Annotated in this window: 25 protein-coding genes; 18 read left to right on the forward strand and 7 right to left on the reverse strand. The window is 67.3% G+C overall.

Features of this window, described 5'->3' with window-relative positions:
• Positions 1-66 precede the first annotated feature (66 nt).
• Positions 67-606 (forward strand): DinB family protein, encoded by a 540-nt coding sequence (locus ON22_RS19795; RefSeq protein WP_033243176.1) that lies wholly within the window; start codon positions 67-69, stop codon positions 604-606.
• A gap of 91 nt (positions 607-697) precedes the next feature.
• Here ON22_RS19795 and hisN read toward each other — a convergent pair whose 3' ends face one another.
• Together hisN and ON22_RS19805 are read right to left on the reverse strand one after the other, a co-directional pair.
• A complete protein-coding gene (gene hisN, locus ON22_RS19800) occupies positions 698-1,483 on the reverse strand; it encodes a histidinol-phosphatase (RefSeq protein WP_033243177.1) in 786 nt (261 codons plus the stop codon).
• A 21-nt stretch (positions 1,484-1,504) separates the two neighbouring features.
• A complete protein-coding gene (locus tag ON22_RS19805; RefSeq protein WP_033243178.1) occupies positions 1,505-2,095 on the reverse strand; it encodes an NADPH-dependent FMN reductase in 591 nt (196 codons plus the stop codon).
• Positions 2,096-2,238: 143 nt separating this feature from the next.
• Between ON22_RS19805 and ON22_RS19810 the strand changes: the two genes are divergently transcribed.
• The 8 genes from ON22_RS19810 to ON22_RS19840 all read left to right on the forward strand — a co-directional run bounded on the left by ON22_RS19810 (position 2,239) and on the right by ON22_RS19840 (position 10,204).
• A complete protein-coding gene (locus ON22_RS19810) occupies positions 2,239-3,093 on the forward strand; it encodes a helix-turn-helix domain-containing protein (protein ID WP_033243179.1) in 855 nt (284 codons plus the stop codon).
• Positions 3,094-3,231: 138 nt separating this feature from the next.
• Entirely contained in the window at positions 3,232-4,353 is a 1,122-nt protein-coding gene (prfB, locus tag ON22_RS19815) for a peptide chain release factor 2 (protein ID WP_033243561.1), read from the forward strand.
• 61 nt (positions 4,354-4,414) lie between these two features.
• Positions 4,415-5,290: a mechanosensitive ion channel family protein gene (locus ON22_RS19820; protein ID WP_051157856.1), complete on the forward strand. Its 876-nt coding sequence runs from the start codon at positions 4,415-4,417 to the stop codon at positions 5,288-5,290.
• Positions 5,277-5,438 carry an Rv3103c transmembrane domain-containing protein gene (locus ON22_RS36780; protein ID WP_156052246.1) on the forward strand — a complete coding sequence of 54 codons (162 nt, stop codon included), beginning with the start codon at positions 5,277-5,279 and terminating at the stop codon, positions 5,436-5,438. The genes ON22_RS19820 and ON22_RS36780 overlap by 14 nt, the downstream gene beginning before the upstream one ends.
• A 56-nt stretch (positions 5,439-5,494) precedes the next feature.
• The gene (gene ftsE, locus ON22_RS19825; protein ID WP_033243180.1) at positions 5,495-6,184 is read left to right on the forward strand and encodes a cell division ATP-binding protein FtsE; all 690 of its coding nucleotides are present in this window, start codon (positions 5,495-5,497) and stop codon (positions 6,182-6,184) included.
• Positions 6,184-7,089: a permease-like cell division protein FtsX gene (gene ftsX, locus ON22_RS19830; protein WP_033243181.1), complete on the forward strand. Its 906-nt coding sequence runs from the start codon at positions 6,184-6,186 to the stop codon at positions 7,087-7,089. The genes ftsE and ftsX overlap by 1 nt, the downstream gene beginning before the upstream one ends.
• Before the next feature lie 319 nt (positions 7,090-7,408).
• Entirely contained in the window at positions 7,409-8,818 is a 1,410-nt protein-coding gene (locus ON22_RS19835) for an acyl-CoA dehydrogenase family protein (RefSeq protein WP_156052247.1), read from the forward strand.
• A 165-nt stretch (positions 8,819-8,983) separates the two neighbouring features.
• Positions 8,984-10,204 (forward strand): acyl-CoA dehydrogenase family protein, encoded by a 1,221-nt coding sequence (locus ON22_RS19840; RefSeq protein ID WP_033243183.1) that lies wholly within the window; start codon positions 8,984-8,986, stop codon positions 10,202-10,204.
• A gap of 118 nt (positions 10,205-10,322) precedes the next feature.
• Here ON22_RS19840 and ON22_RS19845 read toward each other — a convergent pair whose 3' ends face one another.
• Positions 10,323-11,057 (reverse strand): dienelactone hydrolase family protein, encoded by a 735-nt coding sequence (locus ON22_RS19845; protein ID WP_033243184.1) that lies wholly within the window; start codon positions 11,055-11,057, stop codon positions 10,323-10,325.
• Between the two features lie 465 nt (positions 11,058-11,522).
• On the opposite strand from ON22_RS19845, the gene ON22_RS19850 reads away from it, so the two are divergent.
• From ON22_RS19850 to ON22_RS19870, 5 genes are all read left to right on the forward strand, one after another.
• Positions 11,523-12,158, forward strand: a complete 636-nt coding sequence (locus tag ON22_RS19850) for a hypothetical protein (RefSeq protein ID WP_033243185.1) — start codon at positions 11,523-11,525, stop codon at positions 12,156-12,158.
• 209 nt (positions 12,159-12,367) lie between these two features.
• Positions 12,368-13,987 carry an acyl-CoA synthetase gene (locus ON22_RS19855; RefSeq protein ID WP_033243186.1) on the forward strand — a complete coding sequence of 540 codons (1,620 nt, stop codon included), beginning with the start codon at positions 12,368-12,370 and terminating at the stop codon, positions 13,985-13,987.
• A 172-nt stretch (positions 13,988-14,159) separates the two neighbouring features.
• The gene (locus tag ON22_RS19860) at positions 14,160-15,806 is read left to right on the forward strand and encodes an acyl-CoA synthetase (RefSeq protein WP_033243187.1); all 1,647 of its coding nucleotides are present in this window, start codon (positions 14,160-14,162) and stop codon (positions 15,804-15,806) included.
• 204 nt (positions 15,807-16,010) lie between these two features.
• Entirely contained in the window at positions 16,011-16,565 is a 555-nt protein-coding gene (locus ON22_RS19865) for a hypothetical protein (RefSeq protein ID WP_231508370.1), read from the forward strand.
• Positions 16,566-16,730: 165 nt separating this feature from the next.
• The gene (locus ON22_RS19870) at positions 16,731-18,176 is read left to right on the forward strand and encodes a PepSY-associated TM helix domain-containing protein (protein WP_033243188.1); all 1,446 of its coding nucleotides are present in this window, start codon (positions 16,731-16,733) and stop codon (positions 18,174-18,176) included.
• Positions 18,177-18,448: 272 nt separating this feature from the next.
• Here ON22_RS19870 and galK read toward each other — a convergent pair whose 3' ends face one another.
• A complete protein-coding gene (gene galK / locus ON22_RS19875; RefSeq protein ID WP_231508377.1) occupies positions 18,449-19,594 on the reverse strand; it encodes a galactokinase in 1,146 nt (381 codons plus the stop codon).
• Positions 19,595-19,891: 297 nt separating this feature from the next.
• On the opposite strand from galK, the gene ON22_RS19880 reads away from it, so the two are divergent.
• Positions 19,892-21,409, forward strand: a complete 1,518-nt coding sequence (locus ON22_RS19880; protein WP_033243189.1) for a GGDEF domain-containing protein — start codon at positions 19,892-19,894, stop codon at positions 21,407-21,409.
• Positions 21,410-21,474: 65 nt separating this feature from the next.
• Here the strand turns inward: ON22_RS19880 and ON22_RS19885 are convergent, their stop codons facing one another.
• Positions 21,475-22,251 carry a DUF6319 family protein gene (locus ON22_RS19885; RefSeq protein WP_033243190.1) on the reverse strand — a complete coding sequence of 259 codons (777 nt, stop codon included), beginning with the start codon at positions 22,249-22,251 and terminating at the stop codon, positions 21,475-21,477.
• A 156-nt stretch (positions 22,252-22,407) separates the two neighbouring features.
• Between ON22_RS19885 and ON22_RS19890 the strand changes: the two genes are divergently transcribed.
• Positions 22,408-23,217, forward strand: a complete 810-nt coding sequence (locus ON22_RS19890) for a nuclear transport factor 2 family protein (protein WP_033243565.1) — start codon at positions 22,408-22,410, stop codon at positions 23,215-23,217.
• A gap of 224 nt (positions 23,218-23,441) precedes the next feature.
• Complete coding sequence (locus ON22_RS19895) at positions 23,442-24,443, forward strand: AurF N-oxygenase family protein (RefSeq protein WP_033243566.1); 1,002 nt, start codon at positions 23,442-23,444, stop codon at positions 24,441-24,443.
• 49 nt (positions 24,444-24,492) lie between these two features.
• Here ON22_RS19895 and ON22_RS19900 read toward each other — a convergent pair whose 3' ends face one another.
• A complete protein-coding gene (locus tag ON22_RS19900) occupies positions 24,493-25,221 on the reverse strand; it encodes a TetR/AcrR family transcriptional regulator (RefSeq protein ID WP_051157850.1) in 729 nt (242 codons plus the stop codon).
• A gap of 502 nt (positions 25,222-25,723) precedes the next feature.
• Between ON22_RS19900 and ON22_RS36785 the strand changes: the two genes are divergently transcribed.
• Entirely contained in the window at positions 25,724-25,906 is a 183-nt protein-coding gene (locus ON22_RS36785) for a hypothetical protein (RefSeq protein WP_156052248.1), read from the forward strand.
• A gap of 132 nt (positions 25,907-26,038) precedes the next feature.
• Here the strand turns inward: ON22_RS36785 and ON22_RS19910 are convergent, their stop codons facing one another.
• The gene (locus ON22_RS19910; RefSeq protein WP_033243192.1) at positions 26,039-26,476 is read right to left on the reverse strand and encodes a nitroreductase/quinone reductase family protein; all 438 of its coding nucleotides are present in this window, start codon (positions 26,474-26,476) and stop codon (positions 26,039-26,041) included.
• Positions 26,477-26,649: the final 173 nt, after the last annotated feature.

Raw genomic sequence — 26,649 nt, forward strand, 5'->3', positions numbered from 1 at the left:
TATGGGAAATAACGTGGGTTTCGAACACGGAAAGAGCCCGTAGCAGCCCCTCTGAAAGGTGCAGACATGGCCGAGACCGCAGCCCTCGACAAGACCACCCAGCTGACCGGCGAACGCGCCGATATCCTCGCCGTCCTGAGCAAGACGCGCCATTTCCTGCGATTCACCACCCGCGACCTGACCGACGAGCAGGCGGCGAGCAGTCCGACCGACAGCGAACTGTGCCTCGGCGGCCTGATCAAACACGTCACCGGTGTCGAACGGGGCTGGGTGGACTTCATCGTGGAGGGCACCGGGGCCATGAAGGACTTCGACGATTTGACCGCGGAAGATTTCGCCGAGCGCGATGCCGAGTTCCGGTTGCTGCCCGGCGAGACACTCGCCGGGGTCCTCGACGCCTATGCCGAAATAGCGGCCCGGACCGACGCGATGATCGCCACCATCGACTTCGACCGCGCATGGCCGCTGCCCAAGGCACCGTGGTTCCAGGAGGGGTCCTGGTCGGCTCGCCAGGTGTTGCTGCACATCATCGCCGAGACCGCGCAGCACTCCGGTCACGCCGATATCATCCGCGAAGCCATCGACGGAGCGAAAACCATGGGCTGAAGCCGTGATTCGGCCCGCCTCGGAACGGGGCGGGCCTCATCCGCGCGGCCGACGCCCGGGAACGGCACCGCCCCGCCTCCGGTTCACCGGCCTACTCGGCGAAACGGTCCAGGATCGGTTGATGCAGGCGTCCGTTGGTCGCAACGGCGTCCCCGCCGTGCGGGCCGGGCCGGCCGTCGAGAGCGGTGAAGGTGCCGCCCGCCTCCCGGACCAGGATGTCCAGCGCGGCCAGATCCCACAGCGACACCTCGGGTTCGGTGGCGATATCCACCGCTCCCTCCGCGACCAGGCAGTAGCTGAGGAAATCTCCGTAGCCACGCACCCGCCACACCTCGTCGGAGAGGTCGATGAACTTCTCGCGCAAGCCACGGTCACGCCAACCGGACAGGCTGGAGAACGCGAGGCTGGCCGAATCCAGTTCGGCGACGGCCGAAACGGTGATCGGCCGGGGCGCCCCGGGATGAAAAGTCGACCACGCGCCCTGCCCCACGGCAGCCCACCAGCGCCGCGCCAGGGCGGGCGCGCTCACCACACCCACCACCGGCACCCCGTCCTCGAGCAACGCGATCAGCGTGGCCCACACCGGGACCCCACGGACGAAATTCTTCGTCCCGTCGATCGGATCGATCACCCATTGCCGGCCGGTGAACTCGGCGCTGCCACCGAACTCCTCGCCCAGCACCGAATCGTCCGGGCGGCCGTGCCGCAGCATCCGGCGGATCGCCTCCTCCACCGCCAGATCGGCGTCGGAGACGGGGGTGAGGTCGGGTTTGGCGTCGACCTTCAGGTCCAGCGCACCGAACCGTTCGCGGGTGATCGTGTCCGCCTCGTCGGCCAGGCGTAACGCGAGTTCGAGGTCAGAGGAGTGAGCTGCCACACCGAAACCCTAGCGCGAGGCTCATACCGCGACCGCCCGCGCCGCGACCAGCGCCTCCGCCCACCAGTGCACCTGGTCCAGCATGTGCTGCGCCACCTCTTCGGGTTCGGCGGGCGCGAGCAACTGCCCGTCGCCACCGAACAGCAGGTAGTAGCGCGGGAACGATACGTATTCGCGGACTGTGTGCGCATCGAGTTCGCTGAACACCTGCCGCAGATGTTCGATCGCGGTGAGCCCGCCGGTGGCGCCGCTGTATCCGACGAAGGCGACCGGTTTGCGCTGCCACTGGGTGAAATGCCAGTCGATCACGGCCTTCAGCGAGGCCGGATAGCTGTAGTTGTAATCGGGTGTCACGATCACGAACGCGTCGGCGGCGGACAGCCGTTCGGTCAGGTCGCGCATACCGGCGGGGCGTTCGGGATTCGGCTCCAGCGCCGGCGGTACCGCGGGCAGCGCCAGCGGGATATCGGCCTCGGCGAGATCGATCACGTCGATCTCGAACCGCCCGTGGGCGGCGGCCTGTGTGGCGAACCACGCGGCCACGACGGTGCCGAACCGGCCCTCCCGGACACTTCCGATGATCACTGCGAGACGTAACGGGGTAACGGACACGGTGTGCTCCCTTCTTGCACGGCGGCCGGGCGGCCGCCGTCCGATGTCGAATCTGCCGCGGCGGCGCGCCCGCAGGGAGACCGCGCGGAGAGTGGTACCGACAGGGACACCCTCGGCACGACCCGCGCGGATACCGTGATTACGTGAGCGAGAACGAGATGGGGCTGTTCCTGCGCAGTCGGCGGGAGGCGGTCGGACCCGCCCAGGTGGGGCTGCCCACCGGGCCGCGGCGCCGGACTCCCGGCCTGCGCCGCGCGGAGCTGGCCACGCTGGCCGGGGTGAGCGTGGAGTACATCATCCGGCTCGAACAGGGTCGCGATCGCAATCCGTCACCGCAGGTGCTGTCCGCGCTGGCGGACGCGCTCGGCCTGTCCACCAACGAGCGGGTCCATCTGTACCGGCTGACCAAGGCCGATACCGGTTTCAACTGCACCGGCCCAGGAGCACCGGCCCGGGAGATCCGCCCGACGGTGCGGGCGCTGCTCGACCAGCTCGAGCCGGCCGCGGCGGTGGTGGTCGACAGCCGGACCGAAGTGCTGGCCTGCACCGCAGGGTATCGGCGGTTGATGGAACCGACCGGCGCGCTCGACGGCGGTGACGGCGCAAATCTCGCCCGCTTCACCTTCACCGATCCCCGGGCCCGGACCGTGTACCCCGATTGGGACCACCAGGCCGACCATATCGTCGCGACCCTCAAACAAGGCCCCTTCCGCGCCGACCCCCATATCGCGGCGCTGGCCGATCAGCTCACGATCGCCGCGGGTGCGCCCTTCACCGAACGCGTCGCGACGGTCCCCAACTTGCCCGCCGCCACCGGCATCACCCGGCTGGAGCATCCGGAGGCCGGGCCGCTACGCCTCGCCTACGAAACCCTGACTCTGTCCGCCGACGACGATCAGCAACTGATCGTCCACCTACCGGCCGATTCCGCGACCGCCGAGGCCCTGGATGATCTCGCCGGCCGGCACCACGGCGGCCTCCGCGCAGTATCCGGCTGATCGCTCCCGGATCCGCAGGGCGAAACGGAACGCAACCGCGGACGATGGCCGTTGCGCATGGCAGGCCGGGAAGCGGCCGACGGCCTCCGCGCCTGTGCGGTTTCCCCGTGCTCGACGCTGCTAGTAGCCTTGAACACCGTGCATCCTGACGTTACCGCCGACCTCGCCGAACTCGACGCGACCCTGAAGACCGTCGAGTCGGTCCTCGATATCGAGGAGCTGCGCCGTCGTATCGACGAGCTGGAGCATCAGGCGGCCGATCCCGAGTTGTGGAACGACCAGGATCACGCACAGCGGGTGACCAGTGAGCTCTCCCACGCGCAGGGTGAGCTGCGCCGGGTGGCGGAGTTACGGCAGCGCCTGGAGGACCTGCCGGTGCTCTACGAGCTGGCCGAAGAGGAAGAAGGCGAGGCGCGGACGAGCGCGCTGGCCGATGCCGATGCCGAACGCGCCGCGTTGCACACCGACGTCGAGGCGCTCGAGGTGCGCACGCTGCTGTCCGGCGAATACGACAAACGTGATGCGCTGGTCAACATCCGTTCGGGTGCCGGCGGTGTCGACGCGGCCGACTGGGCCGAGATGCTGATGCGCATGTACATCCGCTGGGCCGACCGGCACAAGTATTCGGTCGAGGTGTACGACACCTCCTACGCCGAAGAAGCCGGTATCAAGAGCGCCACGTTCGTGGTGAAGACCCCGTATGCCTACGGCACCCTCTCGGTCGAGATGGGCACCCACCGGCTGGTGCGGATCAGCCCGTTCGACAACCAGGGCCGCCGCCAGACCTCGTTCGCCGAGGTCGAGGTGCTGCCGGTGGTCGAGACCACCGACCATATCGATGTGCCGGAAACCGATATCCGGGTCGATGTGTACCGGTCGTCGGGCCCGGGCGGGCAGAGTGTCAACACCACCGACTCGGCCGTCCGGATCACCCATATCCCCACCGGGATCGTGGTCACCTGCCAGAACGAGAAATCGCAGCTGCAGAACAAGGTTTCGGCCATGCGGGTACTGCAGGCCAAACTGCTGGAACGGAAACGGCAGGAAGAACGCGCGCAGATGGATGCGCTCAAGACCAACGAGGGCGCGTCCTGGGGCAACCAGATGCGGTCCTATGTGCTGCACCCGTATCAGATGGTCAAGGATCTGCGCACCAACTACGAGGTGAACAACCCCTCCGCGGTGCTCGACGGCGATATCGACGGTTTCATCGAATCCGGAATCCGCTGGCGGATGAGTACAGTTCTGCAGGAGAGCTAGCCCTCCCCCGATTCCGGGGAAGCGCAATGGATCCGGAGTGGATGCGGGAACGGGTGATCTGATGCGTGCGGAAGGGACCGACACCCTTGCCCTGTCCCTGGCATTATCGTCCGATGTGACAGGCTGGCTGCGTTCGTCCGGGCTCGAGATCGTCCTGCTGATCCTCGGGGCCATGTTGTTCGCCCGCTTCGCCACCTATGTGCGCGACCGGGTGACCCAGCGCATCGATTCCGGTTTCCGTGGGGGCGATGCACTGGTGCGGTCCGAAGCGGCCAAACACCGGCATGCGCTCGCTCAAGTGCTGACCTGGGTCGTGCTGACCGTCGCCTATGTGCTGGTCGCCATGGAAGTGCTGCAGCGGCTGGGGTTCTCCATGTCGGGGCTGGTCGCGCCCGCCGCGGTCCTCGGCGCCGCACTCGGTTTCGGCGCGCAGCGCATCGTGCAGGACATTCTGGCCGGGTTCTTCCTCATCACCGAACGGCAGTACGGGTTCGGTGATGTGGTGCGGATCGCGGTGACCGGTGTCGCGGATCCGGCCGAGGGCACGGTGGAGGATGTGACGCTGCGGGTCACCAAGTTACGCAACCCGGACGGCGAGGTGATCACGGTCCCGAACGGCCAGATCGTGAAAGTGACGAATCTGTCGAAGGATTGGGCGCGGGCGGCGATCGATGTCCCGGTGGCGGCGAGCGCCGATATCCTGCGGATCAACGAGGTGCTGCACGAGGTGGGCGGGCAGGCCTACCGCGACCCCCGCCTCGAACCGCTGCTGCTGGACGAACCGACGGTGATGGGCGTGGAGGACCTGACCGTGGACCAGATGAACATCCGGATGGTGGCCCGGACACTGCCGGGCAAACAGTTCGAAGTCAGCCGGGAGTTGCGGGTGCGGGTGGCCGCGGCGATGCGCCGGGAGGGCCTGAATGCGCGCGCGTAGATCGACGCTGGTGCTGGCCGGAGGCTGGATCGCGACCTTCGTCCTGTACCTGTTCGTCAAACCGGACGATATCGTGCAGCCCAAGCCCGCGCCTGCTCCCGTGGCCCCGGTGGCACAGGTTCCGGCCCTGGTGGTTCCCGGCCGTTAGCAGCCCCGGTACCGCCCGCCGACGGGGTCGTTATCGAATGGTTACACTGACTCCTCGTGATCACCCTGCGCGACGTCAGCAAGTCGTATCCGACCGCGACGCGAGCCGCATTGGAGAACGTCACCGTCCATATCGACAAGGGTGAGTTCGTCTTCCTCATCGGTCCCTCCGGCTCCGGCAAATCGACCTTCATGCGGATGCTCATCAAGGAGGAGATCCCGACCGGAGGCGAAATCCATGTCGCGGATTTCCGGGTCGACCGGCTGCCCGGCCGGCGGGTCCCCCGGTTGCGGCAGCGAGTGGGCTGCGTATTCCAGGATTTCCGGCTGCTGCAACAGCGGACCGTCGCCCAGAATGTGGCGTTCGCGCTGGAAGTGATCGGTAAACGCCGCCAGTTCATCGACCGGACCGTGCCCGAGGTATTGGAGCTGGTCGGGCTGGGCGGTAAAGCCGACCGGCTGCCCAGCGAATTGTCCGGCGGTGAACAGCAGCGGGTCGCGATCGCGCGCGCCTTCGTGAACCGCCCCCTGGTGATGCTGGCCGACGAACCCACCGGCAACCTCGACCCCGAGACGAGTTACGAGATCATGCTGCTGCTCGAGCACATCAACCGGATGGGCACCACCGTGCTCATGGCCACCCACGACCCTTTGATCGTGGACGGTATGCAGCGCCGGGTGGTGGAGCTCTACGAGGGCCGGCTGGTTCGCGATCAGGCGACCGGCGGTTACGAGGTGGGCCGGTAATGCGCGCGGGCTTCCTGTTCGGCGAGGTCTCCGAGGGCCTGCGCCGCAACCTCACCATGACGATCGCGATGATCCTGACGACTGCGGTTTCGCTGACCATGCTCGGCGGCGGCATCCTGGCGATCCGGATCGCCGACAAGACCGAGCAGTACTTCCTGGACCGGCTCGAAGTGCGGCTGTATCTGACCGAGGACATCTCGGCGAACGATCCGGACTGCACGAACGATCTCTGCCAGACCTTGATGGCCGATCTGAAAACTGTCGACGGCGTGGAGACCGTGCAGTACCTCAATCGCGATGCCGCGGTCCGCGAGGCCAAGGAGAAAACCTTCAAGGACCAGCCGGAACTCGCCGAGTATGTGAGCGAGACGCCGCTACCGGCCTCGCTGCGGGTCAAGATGAGCGACGCCTCGCTGTACCCCACGATCTACGAGCAGTTCGCCGAAAGCCCCGGGGTGGGCATGGTGCGCAACGACAAGGACATCGTGGACCGGCTGGTGAGCCTGTTCGACGGGTTACGCAACGCGGCATTCGGAATGGCTGTGCTGCAGGCGGTGGCGGCGCTGTTGCTGATCGCGAACATGGTGCAGATCGCGGCGTTCACCCGGCGGACCGAGGTGCATATCATGCGCCTGGTGGGCGCCACCCGCTGGTACACCCAGTTGCCGTTCCTGCTGGAGGCCGTGGTGGCCGCGCTGGCGGGTGGGCTGCTGGCGACAGCGGGCCTGTTCGCGGCCCGTCCGCTGGTGATCGACCGGGCTCTGGGCGATCTGTTCGCGAGCAATGTCTTCCCGGCGATCACCTTCGACGATATTTTCACCACCGCGCTGATGGTTGTACCGGTCGGCGTGGTGTTCGCGGGGCTCACCGCCTACGCCACCTTGCGCTGGTACGTGCGCGAGTAGCGCGCCCGGGCCGGGGTCGTCCGCCGTCCCGCGGGGCGATCACGGCCCTACGACCAGGCCGGGCTCCGGCCGCGAAATATGCGCGCGGCCGGTGGAGCAGCCCACCGCCCGGGCTTTCGGCACCCGGCTGCGTAACCCTGTCCCGGTACCGCCCGTCCGCTTCCGGACGGGCGGTACCGCTCTGCCGGGGGGGCGACCGAGGGATGTCCGCTCACCAGGACAGGACTGGCACTCGACGCCGTTCTTACTCTTCAGTAAGATAGCCTTACTCCGCAGTAAGATAGCTGGGGCCAGACCCTCACCCCGCGCGAGAAAACAGGTGATGATGAGCATTCGAGACAGCGCTACCAAGCGGCGTCCGGACAACGGCGTCCGCCAGGAGAACGGGGTGGGCCTGCACCAACCCAAACGGGATTGGATGGGCGCCGCCATGCGGGTCATGTCGACGATCACCGGCTCGGAACTCGCCGAGAAATACAACCTGCGCAAACCGATCGACCGGGTCACCTACGAAAGCACCAGAACCGGTTTCCGGACCCTGGGTGCCGCGACCCGCGCTTTCAACAAGGTCGCCGGTGGTGGCGCACCCAAACGTCTCCCGGACAACGAGTCGAAGACCAAGGACTACTTCGATCTCACCCCCACCGACGAACAGCAGATGATCGTCGAGACGGTCCGTGAGTTCGCGGCCGAGATCCTGCGCCCGGCCGCGCACGACGCCGACGAGGCTGCCGCCGCACCGAAAGACCTACTGGGTCGCGCCGCGGAACTGGGCATCACTCTGATCAATGTGCCCGAAGAGCTCGAGGGCGCGGCCACCGAACGCGGCGCCGTCACCAACTCGATGGTGGCCGAAGCGCTCGCCCACGGAGATATGGGTCTGGCCCTGCCGCTGCTGGCGCCCAGCGGCGTCGCCGTCGCACTGTCCCAATGGGGCACCGACGCCCAGCAGCAGACCTACCTCCCCGCGTTCACCGGTGAGAACGTCCCGCAGGCGTCGGTCGTCATCAGCGAACCGCGCGCCCTGTTCGATCCGTTCACCCTGCAGACCAAGGCCGTGCGGTCCCCCAGCGGTTACCGGCTCAACGGTGTGAAGAGCCTGGTCCCGGCCGCTGCCGACGCCGAGATCTTCGTGGTCGGCGCGGAACTCGACGGCCGCCCGGCACTGTTCATCGTGGAATCCGACGCCCAGGGCCTGTCCGTGGAGGCCGATCCCAGCATGGGTCTGCGCGCGGCCGGTCTGGGCCGGCTCGTCCTGGACAACGTCGCCGTCGGTACCGACGCGATCCTCGGTGAGGGCGATGCCAAACAGCACGCCGCCGACTACCGCGACGCCGTCCAGCTGGCCCGCCTGGGCTGGGCCTCGCTGGCCGCCGGCACCGGCCAGGCCGTACTCGACTACGTGATCCCGTACGTCAACGAGCGTGAGGCATTCGGCGAACCGATCAGCCACCGGCAGGCGGTGGCTTTCATGGTCGCCGATATCGCCATCGAACTCGACGGCCTGCGGCTGGTGACTCTGCGCGGCGCCGCCCGCGCCGAACAGGGCCTCACCTTCGCCCGCGAGGCCGCACTGGCCAAGAAGCTGGCGACCGACAAGGGGATGCGGTTCGGTCTCGACGGTGTGCAGTTGCTCGGCGGGCACGGTTTCACCAAGGAGCACCCGGTCGAACGCTGGTACCGCGATCTGCGCGGTATCGGTATCGCCGAAGGAATCGTGCTCGTGTAATCGGCGCCGCCTCCGGCGGCGCGAGGTTCGGGGCCCTTTGGGTCTCGTTCTTCACTCCGCCGCTCCTCCGCTTCGCTCCCCCGCTCTGTCGCTCCAGAACGAGACCGGGCCCCGAACCACAGACTGCGACCGAGCGACAAGGTTCCTCATCTCAGGAGAACTTCCATGATCAACCTCGAACTGCCGAAGAAGCTGCGGGCCAGCGCGAATCAGGCGCACCAGGTGGCCGCGCAGATCTTCCGGCCGATCTCGCGCAAATACGACCTCGCCGAACACGAGTACCCGGTGGAGCTCGACACGATGGCCGCCATGGTCGACGGGCTCAGCGATTCGGGCACCCAGAAGATCAGCGGCGCGGCCGGTGGCCGGTCCGATGAGGACGAAGACCCTGCCACCATGCCCGTCAATGCCAACGGCGGCAATATGTCGGCGCTGCTCAACGCCCTGGAAACATCGTGGGGCGATGTCGGGCTGATGCTGTCGATCCCGTATCAGGGGCTGGGCAATGCTGCGATCGCCGCGGTCGCCACCGATGAGCAGTTGGAACGGTTCGGCAAGGTATGGGCTTCCATGGCCATCACCGAGCCGAGCTTCGGCTCCGATTCGGCCGCTGTCACCACCACCGCCGTCCTCGACGGCGACGAATGGGTACTCAACGGCGAGAAGATCTTCGTGACCGCCGGTGAGCGCTCCACCCATATCGTGGTGTGGGCGTCGGTGGACCGCAGCCTCGGCCGCGCCGCCATCAAATCGTTCGTGGTCCCGCGCGACGCCCCCGGCCTGTCGGTGGCCCGGCTCGAACACAAGCTCGGCATCAAGGCCTCCGATACCGCGGTACTGCTGCTGCAGGACTGCCGGATCCCGAAGGACAATATCCTCGGCAGCCCGGAAGTGAACGTGGAGAAGGGGTTCGCGGGGGTCATGCAGACCTTCGACAACACCCGGCCCATGGTCGCGGCGATGGCCATCGGTGTCACCCGCGCCGCGCTCGAGGAACTGCGCACCATCCTCACCGACGCCGGTATCGAGATCTCCTACGACACCCCGGCGAACAACCAGCACGCCGCGGCAGCCGAATTCCTGCGGATGGAGGCGGATTACGAATCCGCCTACCTGCTGGCGATGCGGGCGGCCTGGATGGCCGACAACAAGCAGCCCAACTCGCTGCAGGCCTCGATGTCGAAGGCGAAGGCAGGCCGTACGGGCACAGATGTGACGCTGAAATCGGTCGAACTGGCCGGCGCCGTGGGTTATTCGCAGCGCCTGCTGCTGGAGAAGTGGAGTCGCGACTCCAAGATCCTGGACATCTTCGAGGGCACCCAGCAGATCCAGCAGCTCATCGTCGCCCGCCGGGTCCTGAACAAGACCAGCGCCGAACTAAAATAAGCAGGCCGGATGCGGACAACCGGTCCGGGCCGCCGCAAGCGGCCCGGACCGGTGTCCTGTCGCCTGGTGGAGCGCTCGACGTCCCTACTTCAGCTCGCCGGCCGCCTGCGGTTCGGCCTCACTTCAGGTGCCGGCCGAAGAACCGGTTCGCCTCCTGCCCCGCGTACTGCGGGACGCCGGCATGTCCGCCCATGTTGGCGTGCAGCGTCTTCTCCTCGGAGCCGAGGGCGTCGAACAGGTCCAAGGCCGCTTGCCGGTCGTTTCCTTCGTCGTCCCATTGCAGGAGGACGTGCAGCGGAATGGTGACCTTCCGAGCCTCGGCGAGTATCGCGCGGGGCACGAAACTGCCGGCGAACAGAACGGCGGCCGCGAGGCGCGGTTCGACCACCGCCAGCCGGATGCCGATGGAGATCAGCCCACCCGAGAAACCGGCCGGGCCGCCGATCTCAGGCTGCATGAGGAGGGCATCCAGGGCCGCCTGCCATTCCGGGACCGCCTGCTCGGCCAGCGGCAGGACGAGCCGGTCGACGATATCGGCGGTGACCGGTCCGCCGGTCTGCAACGCCCGCTGCAGGTCGGCGCGGGCTCGATCGGTGGCGGCGGAGCGGGGCCGGTCACCGCTGCCGGGGAGCTCGATGGTGGCCGCGGCGAAGCCTTCCGCCGCGGCTTGCCGGGCCCTGTCCAGCAGTCGCGGGTACATCTTCTGCAGGCCGAGCGGAGGATGGCCGAGCAGGATCAGCGGCACCGGCGTGGACGCGGATTCCGGCGTCCACAGAATGCCGGGGATCTCGCCGAGGGTGAATGTGCGTTCGAGGATGTCGTGGTCGAGGGGCTGTTCGGTAATGAAGTGCACGGTCGTGCCTTTCGGGAGTCCTACGGCGCTCCCGGACGACCTATCGCCCGACCGTGACCCCGGAGGGGAGCACCCATGTCGATACTGCGTTCACGGATACCACCTCCTGGTCCTCTGGCACGGCCCCGGGAAGGTAGCAGTGGTCGCGGTCGTTCGCCAACGGATTATTCCGGCGATTTCCGGTCCGGCCGCCGATCGGGAATCATCACCGGCCGTCCACGCCTCACCCGTCGCCCGGGACTCCATGCCGGAGAACCGAAATTGCGCACGCGACGCCCGCGCGGCGGTCTGGACAGTGCGCCGACCGGGTGACATGTTGGTGTCAACGTTTTGCGATTGGTTCGACCCGGCGGGTTCACCTCCGCTCGACGCCCGGATCCGCCGGTACGTGTTGCCCCTCTCCACCCTGCTGAACCCACCACCGGGTGCAGTTCCCCGGACAACGTATCTGCAAGGAGACTGGTTATGCGCACAAAGGGCTTCGCCCGTCGGCTCGTCACCTCGCTCGCCGCTACGGCCGCGGCCACCATGCTCTTCACCGGACACGCCACCGCCGAGCCGGCCCAGGTCGATTGGGTTTCGGCGACCCAGCAGCTGCGGACGGCCGCCGCGGGCGACCCCGGCGCCGAACGCGCCGTCGATATGCTCATCGACGATCCGCGGGTCACCGATGCCGCGCGCGAGGCCGCCCTGCCGGCCCAGCCGTTCCAGATCCCGGCCGAATCGAATATCGGCCGCGGGGGCGGGCCGGGTATGTACGGGTCGGGCGTGGCGCTGAATATCGACGGGTTCCGGTTCGCGTTCTTCGGCGGCCCCGGTACCATCGCCCCGAATCAGGCCGGAGCCCGGCTGGAGGTGGTCTGGCTCAACCTGTCGAACGGCCGCAGCGGGATCGAACCGCTGACCGAGCACATCGACATCATCGCCGATACCACCATCCGCACCCGGGTGATCGACCCGGGGCAGGGCATGGTGGTGGCCGCCGTCTACGGCAGCCTGTGGCATCGGTGGCCGGTTCCGATGAGCCCGGAACACCCGGATGGCTTCCAGTACGCGCGCGGGGAAATCACCTTCCCGTCGCTGGGCTCGATCTACAACTGAGGCTCCGGCAGATAAGCACAGCTCGGGCACGCGCCGGATATCCGGCGCGTGCCCATTTCGTGGGATGTTCCGGCCACAGCGGAGGTGTCGTTTTTGTCCGGTGCGTACGTTGTGAGCGGACGCACTTTCACTGCTACCGTGAGCCCCGATATGCCGTTCGGAATCGCTAGGTCGAGTGCCGACGCGAGGATCTGTGGAGGTGTTCGAGGGTGAACCTGGCGCATACGCTGGAGACTGTCAAAGCATATGGGCTGCTGCAGTCCAGTGGATTCATCGATCTGAAGAATCCGGGGGAAACGCTGCGGACGCTCAAGGATTCCAAGACCTATATCCCGCAGGCGACGCTGATCATGCATTCGGCCCGGATCGCCCCGGATGCGCCGGGCCTGGTCGACGAGCGCGGCGAACTGAGCTACCGCGAACTCGACGAGCAGTCCACGAAGATCGCGAACGGGCTGCGCAAGGCCGGCCTCACCGAGGGCACCGTGATCGGCATCCTGGCCCGCGATCATCGCGGCCTGATCCTGTCGATGGCCGCCGCCGGCAAACTGGGTGTGAAGATCGCCCTGATGAACACCGGTTTCGCCAAACCGCAGTTCGCCGAGGTGTGCGAGCGCGAAAAGGTCGCGGCGGTCCTGCACGACAGCGAATTCCTCGGCCTGCTCGACGCCCTGCCGGCCGATATGCCGCGCTTCCTCACCTGGGTGGACGAGGGCACCGAACTCCCCGAAGGCGCGAAGAGCCTCGACGATCTGATCGCCGAGAACGGCCTCGACGAACTGCCCGTACCGAGTAAGCCGGGCGGTTTCATCATTCTGACCAGCGGTACCACCGGCCTGCCCAAGGGCGCGCCGCGCGAGAAGGCGTCCCCGCTGGCCACCGCGCAATTCCTGGATCGGATGCCGTTCCGCAAACGCGCCACGATGGTGATCGTGTCGCCGATCTTCCACAGCACGGGCCTGGGCACCTGGCTGGTGGCCACCGGCTTGACGAACAAGATCGTCATGCGGCGCCGCTTCGACGCCGAGGCGACGTTGAAGATGGTGTCCGATCACAAGGCCGATATGCTCGTCGCAGTCCCGACCATGCTGCACCGGATGGTGGAACTGCCCGAGGAGGTCCGAGCGAAGTACGATACGTCCTCGCTGAAGGGCATCGTGCTGGCAGGCTCGGCCCTTTCACCGGAACTCAGCATCCGCGCGGCCGAGGTTTTCGGGCCGGTGGTGCACAACCTCTACGGGTCCACCGAGGTCGCCATCGCGACCGTGGCCCAGCCGCATGAGCTCGCGAAAGCCCCCGGCACCGTCGGCCGTCCCCCGCTGACCTGTGATGTGCGGTTGTACGACGACAACGACAAGCGCGTCGACGCCGAGAATGTCACCGCCCGGATCTTCGTCCGCAGCGGTGCACCTTTCGAGGGGTACACCGACGGCCGGCACAAGCAGATCATCGACGGCTACATGTCCAGCGGGGATGTCGGCCATTTCACCGAGGACGGCCTGCTGATGGTCGACGGCCGCGACGACGACATGATCGTCTCCGGCGGCGAGAACGTCTTCCCGCAGGAGGTGGAGAACCTGCTGCTGGAACGCGAGGACATCTTCGATGCCGCCGTGGTCGGCGTCGACGATGTGGAGTTCGGTAAGCGGTTGCGCGCGTTCGTGGTGCCCGAACCCGGCCACACCCCGACCGAGGACGAGATCAAGGCCCACGTGAAGGAGAACCTCGCCCGGTACAAGGTTCCGCGCGAGGTCGTCTTCCTCGAAGATCTGCCGCGCAACCCCACCGGGAAATTGCTGCGCCGGGTCCTGGTGGAATACGAGGTCTGATACCGGCTCCGAGGCAACGAAACCGGGACATTCCACAGCGATGTCCCGGTTTCTTTACTGTCCGAGACAATGTCGTCGCATCCGGGGGCCGCATTGCTAGGGTTGGCACAGCACTGGAGCTCGAACAGGTAGGCCGCCGGTCCGGCGGTTGTGCCGCGGAAGGTTGTCGCCGATGACATTGTCGCTGCCCGGCCCCGTTCGCAAGGCCGGCGATATCGCGCTGGCCGTGAACGTGATGCGTAAACGCGGCCTGTTCGATCCGCTGCGGCTCGACCATGCCGTCAAGTCGATGGTCAATGCGGGCAGATACGGTCCGTTCGCGGCTGTCGTGATGCATGCCGTGCAGGACCGGCCCGACTCCCCCGCGATCGCCGACGAAAAAGGCGAACTCACCTTCCGTGAACTGGACGAACAGTCGAACGCCTTCGCGCGCGGACTCGTCGAACGCGGCCTGGGCGCCGGCGATGTGGTGGCCATCCTGGCGCGCGATCACCGCGGCATGGTGCTGAGCATGCTGACCTCCGGCAAGCTGGGTCTGCGTGCGGTACTGATGAACACCGGCTTCGCCAAACCGCAGTTCGCCGATGTGGCCGAACGCGAGCGGGTCAAAGCCGTCCTGCACGACAGCGAATTCTTCGAGCTGATGAGCGCGATCCCGGAGTCGATCCCGCGCATCCTGACCTGGGTCGACGCATCCGACCACGCGGATCCGGCGATCCCCACGGTCGAATCGGTATCCGCCGGACAGTCCACCGCGCCGCTGACCGCACCCGGTAAACCCGGCGGCACGGTTATCCTGACCAGCGGTACCACCGGAACCCCGAAAGGTGCCCCGCGCGACAAGGTCAGCCCCTTCATCTCCGCCCAGTTCATCGACCGGGTTCCGCTGCCCAGCAACGGGACCATGGTGATGGCGGCGCCGATCTTCCACGGCACCGGACTGTCTCAGTTCAGCCTCGGCCTGGGTCTCGGCAACCGGGTGATCTTCCAGCAGCGGCGTTTCGACCCTGAACTCACGCTCGCCAATATCGAGCGCTACCGGGCGGATTCACTCGTCGTGGTGCCGACCATGCTGCAGCGCCTCCTCGATCAGCCGCGCGAGATCCTGGACCGCTACGACATGTCCTCGCTGCGGGTGATCTTCGCGGCCGGTTCGGCGATCCCGCCGGATGTGGTGATGCGCACCGGCGAATATTTCGGCGATGTGCTGTACAACCTGTACGGCTCCACCGAATGCGCGGTGATCACCGTGGCCACACCGGAGGAACTGCGGGCCGAGCCGACCACAGCAGGCCGGCCACCGGTCGGGGTGCGGATCGCCCTGTACGACGAGGATCGCAAGCGGATCACCGAACCGGGCGTGACCGGCACGATCTTCATCGACAACCCGCACGCGTTCAAGGCCTATACCGACGGCCGCACCAAGGAGCAGGTGGACGGAATGATGTCGTCCGGCGATGTCGGGCATCTGGACCGTAACGGCCTGCTGTTCATCGACGGCCGCGACGACGACATGATCGTCTCCGGCGGCGAGAACGTCTTCCCCCAGGAAGTCGAGCATCTCATCGCCAACCGCCCCGACGTTCTGGAGGCCGCGGTGGTCGGCGTGGACGACCGCGAATTCGGCAAACGCCTGCGGGCCGTGGTGGTCCCCGGACCCGATTCGGCACGTGACCCGCAGGAGATCAAGGACTACGTCAAGGCGAACCTCGCCCGCTACAAGGTTCCCCGCGAAGTGTTCTTCCTCGACGAACTCCCCCGCAACGCCACCGGCAAATTGCTCCGCAAACCCCTGACGGAGCTGGAATCGAACCAGTGACGCGGGCAGCACCGACTCCCGACCTCGGCACGCGACCAGCGAACAGCAGCACCGACTCCAGCCGGACGCTCGACCTCGGCACCCACTGAACCGATGCGACGACGGCGGCACCGAGTTCAGCGGGACCCTGAGTGGGTTCGGCCCGTCGAGGGGGCCGAACCCCCGTGCGTGCCGGCGCGCCGAAAACACCGCTATCATCGCCCGGTGCAGATCAGGTTCGGCGCCACCCATCCGGTGGACCGTCGCGATGCCGCCCGCGTCCGCGGTGCCGTGGCCGGACTGATCTCGGGCAGCGTCGCGGTAGCCGCACACGGCTGGGCCGCACCTACCGCCGTCCCGGACAGTACGGCCATCATGCTGCTCGGTGCCGCGGCCGCGGCACTGGGTGCGCTCGTATCCGGTATGCGTACCGGAGCGGCCGGGCTCACCGCCGCGCTCACGGCCGGTCAGCTGCTGGGCCATTTCTGTCTCGGCTGGGGCAGCGGACACCTGCACCACGGTGATCTGCAACTGACACCCGCGATGATCGCGGCACATGTGCTGGCCGCGTGGGTTGCCGCGCTGCTCGTCCGGGGTGCCGAAACCGCCTATCGGACGGGTACCGCGGCGCTCGCCCGGATCATCCCGTTCTTTCCGCGAGTACCGGCGATCGCCGGACCGGCGCCGCTGCGTACGACGCACCGCGACCGCCTGTTTCCGCGCATCCTCGTCACCGGTACCGGGGGTACCCGCGCCCCACCCGCCACCGTCCTGGTCTGATCTCTCGTTCCGGCCTGCGGGCCGCGCCGTGCCGGTCGCACGGTTGCGCCGTCGTCCGCGCCGGATTTCCTCATCCCGGTCGAGCCGTAGCCGGCCGCCGGGGTCTGTGCGCACGCCCGGCACGGTCCGGCGGTGCGCCCGAACCAGCACAGGCAGGTAGCAACCTTGAGTACCACCGAGGTCGCCACGGCGCGCGATAACGCCGCTCCCGCGACGAATACGAACAGGCCGGGCAGAGGCGCATTTCGCGCGCTCGCACTCCGGCTGCATTTCTACGCCGGCCTCTTCGTGGGGCCGTTCCTCCTGATCGCGGCAATGACCGGAGCCCTGTACGCGATCTCACCGACCATCGAATCCTTTACCGGCCGGGACGTGCTGTACACGGATTCAGAGGGCCCGCAGCGGCCGCTGTCCGAGCAGGTCGCCGCGGGAGTCGCGACACGCCCGGATCTCACTCTGGTCGCGGTCGCCCCGGCGCCGGAACCAGACGAAACGACCCGGGTGCTGTTCAGCGATCCCGGTCTCGGGGAATCCGATCGGCACGCGGTCTTCGTCGACCCCGTCACCGCGCAGCCGGTGGGCGAATCCGTGGTCTACGGAAGCTCCGGCGCGCTGCCTGTCCGGGCCTGGATATCGCAGGCACACCGCCACCTGCACCTGGGTGAACCGGGCCGGCTGTACTCCGAGCTGGCCGCCTCGTGGCTGTGGCTGATCGCCCTGGCCGGGCTGGTGCTGTGGGTGCGGCGAGTGCGGGCGCGCCGCCGCCGCAACTCCGCGGCCTGGCTGTTCGCCCCCGATCTGACACCGAATACGCGCGGACGGCGGCTGAACTGGCACGGCGCGGTCGGCATCTGGATCCTGCCGATCCTGCTCCTGTTGTCGGCAACCGGACTCACCTGGTCGACCTACGCAGGCGCCAATATCGAGCAGTTGCGGGAAAACCTCAGCTGGACCACACCCGCGGTCGACACCGCGCTACCGAATACACCGGCCTCGGATCACTCCGGCCATACCGGCCATCACGGCGGGTCCGCGATGACCCATACCGTCCCCGCTGAGCGGATCGAACAACTGGACACCGTAGTGACCGCCGCCCGCGCGGCCGGAGTAACCCAGGCTGCCGAGATCAGCGTCCCCGGCGACGACACCGGGGCCTTCGCCGTGAAGGAACTGCGCCGGTCGGGCACCCTCACGGTGGACGCGGTCGCGGTCGACGGTGCCACCGGTGCGATCACCGACCGGCTGCCCTATTCCGAGTGGACTCTCATGGCCAAACTGGCCAACTGGGGTATCCAGCTTCATATGGGCCTGATGTTCGGCCTGCTCAACCAGCTGGTGCTGTTGGCGGCAATGATCGGGCTGATCACCGTGATCGTGCGCGGCTACCTCATGTGGTGGCAGCGCCGCCCCGCCACCGCCGGTACCTGGCGCGCCGTGGGTAAACCCCCACAGCGCGGTGCGCTTCGCCGCTCCCTGCGGCTCGGGGTCCCGGTTCTTGTTGTGGCGGCGCTGATCGGCTGGTTCGCGCCGGTTTTCGGCCTGAGCCTGCTGGGTTTCCTGGTGGTCGACATCATCGTCGGCCGGGCACGGAGACTCCGGGCGGCCGACTGAGGAACCCGACGCCCACGCTGGGGCATCATCGTCCGCCCGGCCCCGGCGTGGGCCTCCATCCGCCCACCGGCCCGGCAAAGCCGATGCGGATCGGCCACAGAGCTCAGGTGCACTACCCGGCCTACCGGCCCCGGGACTCCGTGATCGCACAACGAACCCCGACCGGCGTGCCGATGACCGAGGGCCGAAGCGAGTACGCGGACTACCACGGCCGGAACTCGGGTTCGATCGTGGCGGTGCGGTGAGAACCGGCCGGGCGCCGCTGTGCGGAGTCAGCTGAGTGGTCCGGCGCCCGGCCCGGCGATGGCTTCGAAGGTTCGCGAACGGTCGTAGCCGATTTCGGCCAGGCGCTGCCGTACCGCCTCCCCGACCCGCTCGGCGTCGGCGGTATCGACCAGGGCGATGATGCTGCCGCCGAATCCGCCGCCCACCATGCGCGCCCCATGCGCCCCGGCCTGCTGTGCCGTGTCGACGGCCGCATCCAGGACCTCGGTGGATACGGCGAAATCGGCGCGCAGCGAGGCGTGCCCCTCATTCAACAGCGGGCCGATGGCCCGGGGGTCCACGCCTTCGCGGAGCAGTGCGGCCACCCGGCGTACCCGCTCGTTCTCGCTCACCACATGGTGTGCGCGCCGGTACAGCACGGGGTCGGTGAGGCCGGTGAGCTGGTCGACGCCGCCGATATCGCGCAGCGAACCCACACCTAGTGCCGCTGCCGCTTCGGCACATTCGGCCCGGCGGGTGGCGTATCCGCCACCGGCGTGCTCGTGGGTCTGGCCGGTATCGATGACCAGCAGTCGCAGACCGGTCGCCGCCAGGTCGAACGGAAGCTGTTCGAAACCTCCGGTTTCCGAGCTCTGGAAGGCACGCACATCCAGGAACAGCGCATGCCCGGCGGTGCACAGGATCGAGGCGGCGTGGTCGAGGATTCCGGTGGGTGCGCCCACGTAGTCGTTCTCGGCGGCGCGGGCGATATCGATCAGTTCCCGGTTGCCGGTCTCCGGCGCGCAGAGATCCCGGACGGCCACCGCGGTGGCACAGCACAAGGCGGCCGAGGAGGACAAACCGGCACCGGCCGGTACTTCGCCGTCGAATTCGAGGTCCAGTCCCTCGACCCGATACCCGCGCCGCCCGAACTCGGCAAGCACCCCGAGGGGATACCGCGCCCAGCCGGGTACCCGGTCGCGTTCGGCGGCCAGGTCCGCGGCCGGTAGGCGCACCGGTTCGCCCGGGCGCTGCCGGGACCGCACCCGTACCAGTTCATCGGTGTGCCGGGCACCGCGGCAGATGACCGCCAGCGGTATCGCGATCGGCAGGACGAACCCGTCGTTGTAGTCGGTGTGCTCACCGATCAGGTTGACCCGGCCGGGCGCCGACCATGCGCGGTGTATACCGACCCTCTCCTCGCTTTCAGTCACCGGACCACCGTACGAGCTGCCGCAGGCGGCCGGTCGGTACGCCGCCGATACCCGGGACACCCGTTACGACGTTGTTGCGCCAAGACAGCGACAAATTCGGCACTGCATGTCATCATCGGACCAATAGTCCAGTTTTGGTGTCGGACGCGCAGCGCCCGGCTCGGACATCCCCTCGTACAGGAAGACTCGGTTTCGTCAGCCGCCGCTCGCTGGGCAGGTAGAGCACGACAGACAAGGATTTCCGACCTGAGACGCGGCTCGATTTCACCGGGAATGGAGCGACAACAAGGGGGGCTGATGATCATCAGCGATCCACAGCGTGCAGGACGGTACGGTTTCCACGGGTTACGTTGCTGGGCAGTAATTTCTGCGATCGCGGCCGCCGCGGTCACGGTTCACCTGGTTGTCGACTCCCGCGTGCTGTCCTTGCTGGTGGCGGTCTCGGCCGCGCTGGGCACCGTGGCGGCGATCGTGATCGGGGTGCGCCGGCACCGGTCGGTTCCGGCCCTGCCCTGGTATCTGCTGGCGGCCGCGGCCGTCCCGTTCGCGGTCGGTACCGTTGTCCGCGAAATGTCCCCGGCGGCGTCCACCCCTCTCGACGAGATCTGCACGCTCACCGGATATATCGGGACCTCGCTGGCAGCACTGCTGTGGCTGCGGCCGCGCCAGGCCCGCGCGCATCCCGATGTTCTCCTGGACTCGGGATTGATCGGGCTCGGCGCCCTGCTGGCATCCTGGATCTTCCTCATCACCCCTGTCCTGGACTCCGGCCAGGCGGCCATGAATACGCTGACCGCGGTGGTCTTTCCCGTATTCGATGCGCTGCTGCTCACCCTGCTCGCGCATTCCCTGGCCACCGCGAGCCGGTCGGAAACCTCGCTACGGCTGTTACATCTCGGCGTGGCGGGTGCCCTGCTCACCGATATCGGTTTCCGCGTGTCGGCAGCCGGCGCGCTGACGGTGAGTCCGGACGTACTGCTGCTCCCACTCCTGGGTACCTACGTGGCGGTGGGCGCGGCGGCCCTGCACCCGACGATGACGACATTGAGCGCACCGCGGCCGATCCGGTTGCACCATTCCCGGCAGCGGGCCAGCGTTATCGCGGTGGCCCTGGTGGTTTCCTCACTCGTTCCGGTGGCCCGCGCCCCCCTCAGCCCGCTCGATCAGGTCATCGTGTCGGTGGTGCTGGCACTGCTGCTGATCGGGTTGCTGATCCGCAGCGAACGCGCCATCGGGCGCAGTGCCCGTAGTGAACGCCAGGCGCAGTATCAGGCCGATCACGATCCACTCACCGGGCTGCTGAACCGTTCGGCGCTGCTGCGCGTTCTGCACCGCGAACATCGGGACTGGGCCGAGCGGTCGCTGTGCCTGCTGTTCGTCGATCTGGACGAGTTCAAGTCGATCAACGACAGTTACGGGCATACGGTCGGCGACGAATTGATCGCCGAGGCCGCGAACCGGATTCGCACCGCCGTACGCCGCGACGATGTGGTGGCCCGGTACGGCGGCGACGAATTCGTCGTACTGGCACCGCTGGATCGCGACGAGGCGACCACAATGGCCGAACGCCTGCTGGGCACCTTCATGAAACCGTTCCGGCTCAGTATCGGCGAGGTGCCGCTCACCGCCAGTATCGGGCTGGCCTGCGGCGGCCCGCGCACTATCGACGCCACGGTCTACGACCTCATCCGGGATGCGGATGCGGCCATGTATCTGGCGAAGCGCCGGGGCTTCGGCTACATGTTCCACGACGCCATGCGACACACTCCGGCCGAGCCGATCCAGCACAGCTGGCAGCGGGAGACAGCGGTCTGACAACCGGATTCGGACCGCGGGGAAACGCGCCGCAGAGTCCGAACCCGATCCGTGTGCGAGCAGGTTCAGTCCGTCAGTTCCTCGAGCAGTTTGCGGGCCTGCTCCAGTTCGGCCTGCAGTTGCTGGACTTTGGCTTCCTGTGCACCGCGCACCGTTTCGAGCAGGCCTTCGACCACCTCGGCGACCTCGGGGTTCAGCAGTTTCGCCGCCTGGGCAACAGCCGGACCGGGCACGGGCACGGCGCGCGCGGTGCGTTTCTTACCGCTGGTCACATCGACGGTCCACTCACCGTCCGCGGAGCCGTTGATGGTGACCACGACCTCCGGTGTCTTGGCCTTGCGCGCGGCGGGCGCTTTGGCCGCCTTGGCCGGAGCCGGGGTGCGCGACGCGGCAGCCGGTTTCGCTTCGGCCGCGGATTTGTTCGCGGTGGCGGCAGCGGATTCGGCGGCCCGTTTCTCGGAGGTGGTCTGGGACGCAGCGGTGGGCACGGGCGCTTCCTTCGGTTCGGGGGCAGTTTTCGGCTCGGGCGCGGTTTTCGGTACGGGGGCGGCTTTCGACGCCGCGGCCGCCGGCTTGTCGCGCGGCGGTTTGGTGAGTGTCACCTCGGTGGGCCCGAAGGACAGTACATCCTTCGAACCGGTGGGGCGGACCTGCAGAAAATCACCGTCGGCCGGGTCACCGAGCGAGACGACCTTGCCCGAACGCCCTTCGGTGACCCCCACCGCCGCGGCGGTGAACCACACCATCGGGGGGCGGCCCGCTTCGATCTCCGTGGAGATCTGCTCGAGGTCGTTGTCGGACAGGGGTTTCGGCTTCGCGCTCGAGGGCGTTCGCGAGGGCATGGGGCACTCCGGCAATCTCACTGTTTCGTCGAATAGCTGCGTGCACAGATGATGCCGCACCGCACCGACATGTTCACACGCAGGCATGCCAAGACCTTCCAACCCTGGTAGAACGTGTTCTACTATGGCCGCGATCCGGACACCGAAGGAGGCACCGTGCCGCTCGACCCGACCGCCACCGAGCTACGGGACGCCGTACTGGCCTCGCCGCGCGCGGTGGCCGTACACGACCGGGCCGCGTGGGTGGGCCTGTTCACCCGTGACGCGGTGGTCAACGATCCCGTCGGCTCCGCCCCGCACCGCGGGCACGAGGCGATCGCCCGCTTCTACGACACCTTCATCGCCCCCAACGACATCGTTTTCGATGTGGCCCACGATTTCGCGGGCCCCGCGACCGTCGTACGCGACCTCGCCATCACGATCACCATGTCGACCGGCGCCCGGGTGCGGGTTCCGATGCATCTGCGTTACGAGATCACCGCGGAGGACGGCGAGCTGCGCATCTCCCATCTCGCGGCCTACTGGGAACTGCTGCCGATGATCGGGCAACTCATGGGAACCGGGATCGCCGGCCTGCGGGCGGGCACCCGCCTCGGCGGCCTACTGCTACGCAATCAGGGCGTATCCGGGCTCATGGGCATGGCCCGGGCCTGTACCGGTATCGGCCGGACCGGCAAGGAGATCGTGCACCGGCTGTGCGCATCCGCGGCCGGGGGAGATACGGCGACAGTCACCGAAATGGCGGGTGGTCACGAGACAGTGCTGCTGTGGTCGGGTGAGTCGATCGCCCCTGCGGAACTGGTCGCGCGGGCCCGTGGCCTGCGCTGCGGGAAAACCCTCGCGGCCGGTCGGTCGGTGACCGTCAGCGGTGAAACGCCCGACGGCCCGGTGGTCTTGATCTTCGACTTCCACCCGGCCGCCCCACGCCTGGAAACCCTCCGCGTCCACACGCACCCGGTCGCCTGACGCAGACCGGCACATCCACCGGATCGGGGACTTTCCGGCGAGCACGGTCACCGGTTCCTGCCGCTGGGCAGCGGCGCGACGACCTGCCCCGACCGGCTGTCTCATCACCCGCCCAGCTCAGAGCACGATTCTGTTGCGACTACCCCCTCGGCTATTTACTGAGACTCGAAGTCCCGGTAAATTTCGGTAGAGAGATGTACGCCATAACGCACGAGGAGGCACCGATGACGCCGTCGACTCTGCCCCGGGCCCCGAAGCTGGACGCCCGGTACCGCGAGATGCTGGAAACACTGTCGGAAGGCTCGGTGCGCCGCCGCTTCGACCCTTATCTCGATATCGATTGGGACGCGCCCGAACTGGCCCTCGACCGCGACGATCCACGCTGGATCCTCTCCCCCGATTACGATCCACTCGGCAACACCGACTGGTACCGGCAGCTGCCGGTCGAGAAGCAGATCGAGATCGGGCGCTGGCGTATCGCCAACGCCATCAAGGTCGGCGCGGCCTTCGAAACCGTGCTGATCCGCGGCATGATGCAGTACATCGCGAAACTGCCCAACGGATCACCGGAGTTCCGGTACTGCCTGCACGAGATGACCGAAGAGTGCAACCACATCCAGATGTTCCAGGAGCTGGTGAACCGGATCGGCGACGATGTTCCCGGGATGCGGCCGGTCTTCCGGGCGCTGTCCCCGTTCATCGGAGTGGCCGGCGGTTACGCCCATGTCATTCTCTTCCTCGGCATCCTGGGTGGTGAAGAACCGATCGACCACTATCAGAAGGCGATGATCCGCAACGGCGCGAATCTGCCGCCGCTGGTGGTGCGGACGATGGAGATCCATATCGCCGAGGAAGCCCGGCATATCTCGTTCGCGGGTGAATTCCTGCGCGCGCATATCGAAAAACTGGGCCCGGTCTCGACCGCACTGTGCGGAATCTCCTTCCCGCTGGCGCTACGCTGGCTGGCCGGCGAGATCATGGCGCCACCGCCCGAGTTCGCCCGCCGATTCGATATACCGCGCTCGGTGATCAAAGAGGCCTTCTGGCGTAGCCCGCACTCCCGCGGGATCTTGTCCGGCTACTTCGGCGATATGCGCACTCTCGCCGACGAGCTGGGGCTGATGAACCCGGTCACCACCCGGCTGTGGCGAGCACTGGGCATCGACGGTGACCGTTCGCGCTACCGCAGCGAACCGGAACGCCGGATCCGGCCCGCGGTCGCCTGACCCGGTACCTCGGCCCCGGACCGGCACTCGGAGGTCCGGGGCCGGATACTCACGGGGTGACGCTGAGCCCGGCGATCACCTCGGCCAGTTCCCGGTCCGGATCCACCACCACACCGACCGCGCGAGCAGCACCGTCGAGGACGAACCACGCGTAATCGGCCAGATCGGCCACCACTTCGGCGCGAGTCCGTGCGGGTCGCGGATCGGCGACCCATGCAGCGAGCACCCCTTCGACCATCGTCACCACGGCGAACGGCACCGGCTCCAAGGCCGCCGAGTCGACGCCCACGATCGCGCCGATCGCCTCGATGAGTTCACCCGAGCGCGCCGAGATACGGGTTTTCAGGCTGCTGATCGCATCGATATTGTCCGGCCCGCCCGCCGGTGGCCCGGAACGCGCGAACGCCGTGAGGTTGGGATGATCGCCCATCCAGTCGGCCACCGCCCGCACGGTGCGGGTGATGATCTCGCGCACCGAACCGGTGGACACGTCCAGTTGCGCGTCCAGAACAGCACCGAGATCGTCGATCAGATACGACCGGATCCGCCGGTCCAAGTCCTCGCGCCCGCTGAACTGCCGGTACACGACCGATTTGGCAACCCCGGCCCGCTTGGCGATCTGGAGCACCGGGATCTCCGCGCCGGCCGGCTTCTCCTCGAGCAGTTCCACCGCGGCCTGCAGGATCAAGCGCTGCCGTTCGGTGTTGTGCTGCTGCCAGCGCGCCTCGTACCCATTGACCGCCCCCGGGATCCGCGACCGCGGTGAAGCCACCGACATGTCTGGCAGTGTACCCAGCGTCAGCGAGAGCGGGCGGACGCATACGGGGACGGTTCTTCACGACGATTTCACCTGCACCCGCATCCTGCACCCGCAAATGAAAGAACATTTACACATACATTAATGCGATATTTCCCACCCGGTCGACGTAATGCTCCCGCCATATTTCTACGAACCGGTCGTTTTGTCGATCATGATCTTGCCCACCACCTGCGGATATCTCGGAACCCGTTCCCGCACAGACTTATCCACATTACCGGCCGATCGAGGACTATGGCCACGCTTCGAATCCCCGAAATCGGCGCGGTACAAATCTGAGCGCAGCCCGATCGAAAAAGGCTAGAATTGCGGCACATTGGTACCGGGCGGGTCCGGCGATCTGCTGTCACAACGTTGCTCGGTCGCGGGAATTTCCGGCGAACCGGTTTCGGGGGCGGCGAAATCGAAGCTGCGTCCCCACACGTGGCGACCCGCCGGCGCACCACGCGTACAGGAGGCAAGGATGCCCGACAACACCGGCCCCGAGGAGAACGACGTGGAAACGAGCACCGATCACACCCCCGTGATCTGGCCCGAGCCCAGCAGGCTGGAGGCCTGGTGGCGTGACATCATGGCCGACCCGGGCGCACCGGGCCCGGCCGGCGAACCCGAACCGTTCCCGCCTTCCCTCACCCGTAATGCCTGATCCACCGGGTGGACGTCCGACGGCACAGGGCTGCGCCGGCCTGTGACTTCGCGCTGCTCACCGTGCCGTGGCACCGTGGCCCCCAGTTCCCGTCGGCGGGGCGCCGGGGCCACCGCCCCTGTGGCGCGCCGGCTATCCGTCCACCCGAGGGGTGAGCCGTACGAGGGGGATCTCACGTGTGGTCCGTTTCTGGTAGTCGCCGTAGACCGGGTAGTCGGCGACGATCCGGGGCCACAGCGGCGCCCGCTCCTCCGGGGGCAGAACGCGAGCGGTCATCGGCTTACGGGGCCCGTTGCGGAACGCGACCTCGACCGCGGGATTGTCCCGGAGATTGTGATACCACGCGGGATTCGTCGGATCGCCGGCCCGGGAGGCGACGATGATGTAGTCGGTGCCGTCCACGATCGGCGCGGTCAGCATGACCGAACGTGGCCGACCGGATTTACGGCCGATGGTGATCAGTTCGAGAGCCGGCATCCCGAAGTACTCGGTCCCCATCCGGCCGAAGCTGAAGCGCAGTAGTGCGCGGTGCGCCGTATTGACGGCTCTGAGCGTGAAATTCGACGGCATGGCAGGTCAATCCTCCGGTTGGTGACAGCGCGTACCAGCAAACCAGTTCGGGTCTCGGTCCGGCAACGCCTGCGGCGGGGTAGGACGCACTCACGCAAGTGTGCCCGCGGACCCGGCCACCGCCCCTTTCTGCCATTGCCTCGAATATGTTGCGCCCACACACTGTTCGCCAC

Origin of the sequence: Nocardia carnea NBRC 14403, from assembly GCF_000308515.1 — a bacterium.
GTDB lineage: Bacteria > Actinomycetota > Actinomycetes > Mycobacteriales > Mycobacteriaceae > Nocardia > Nocardia carnea.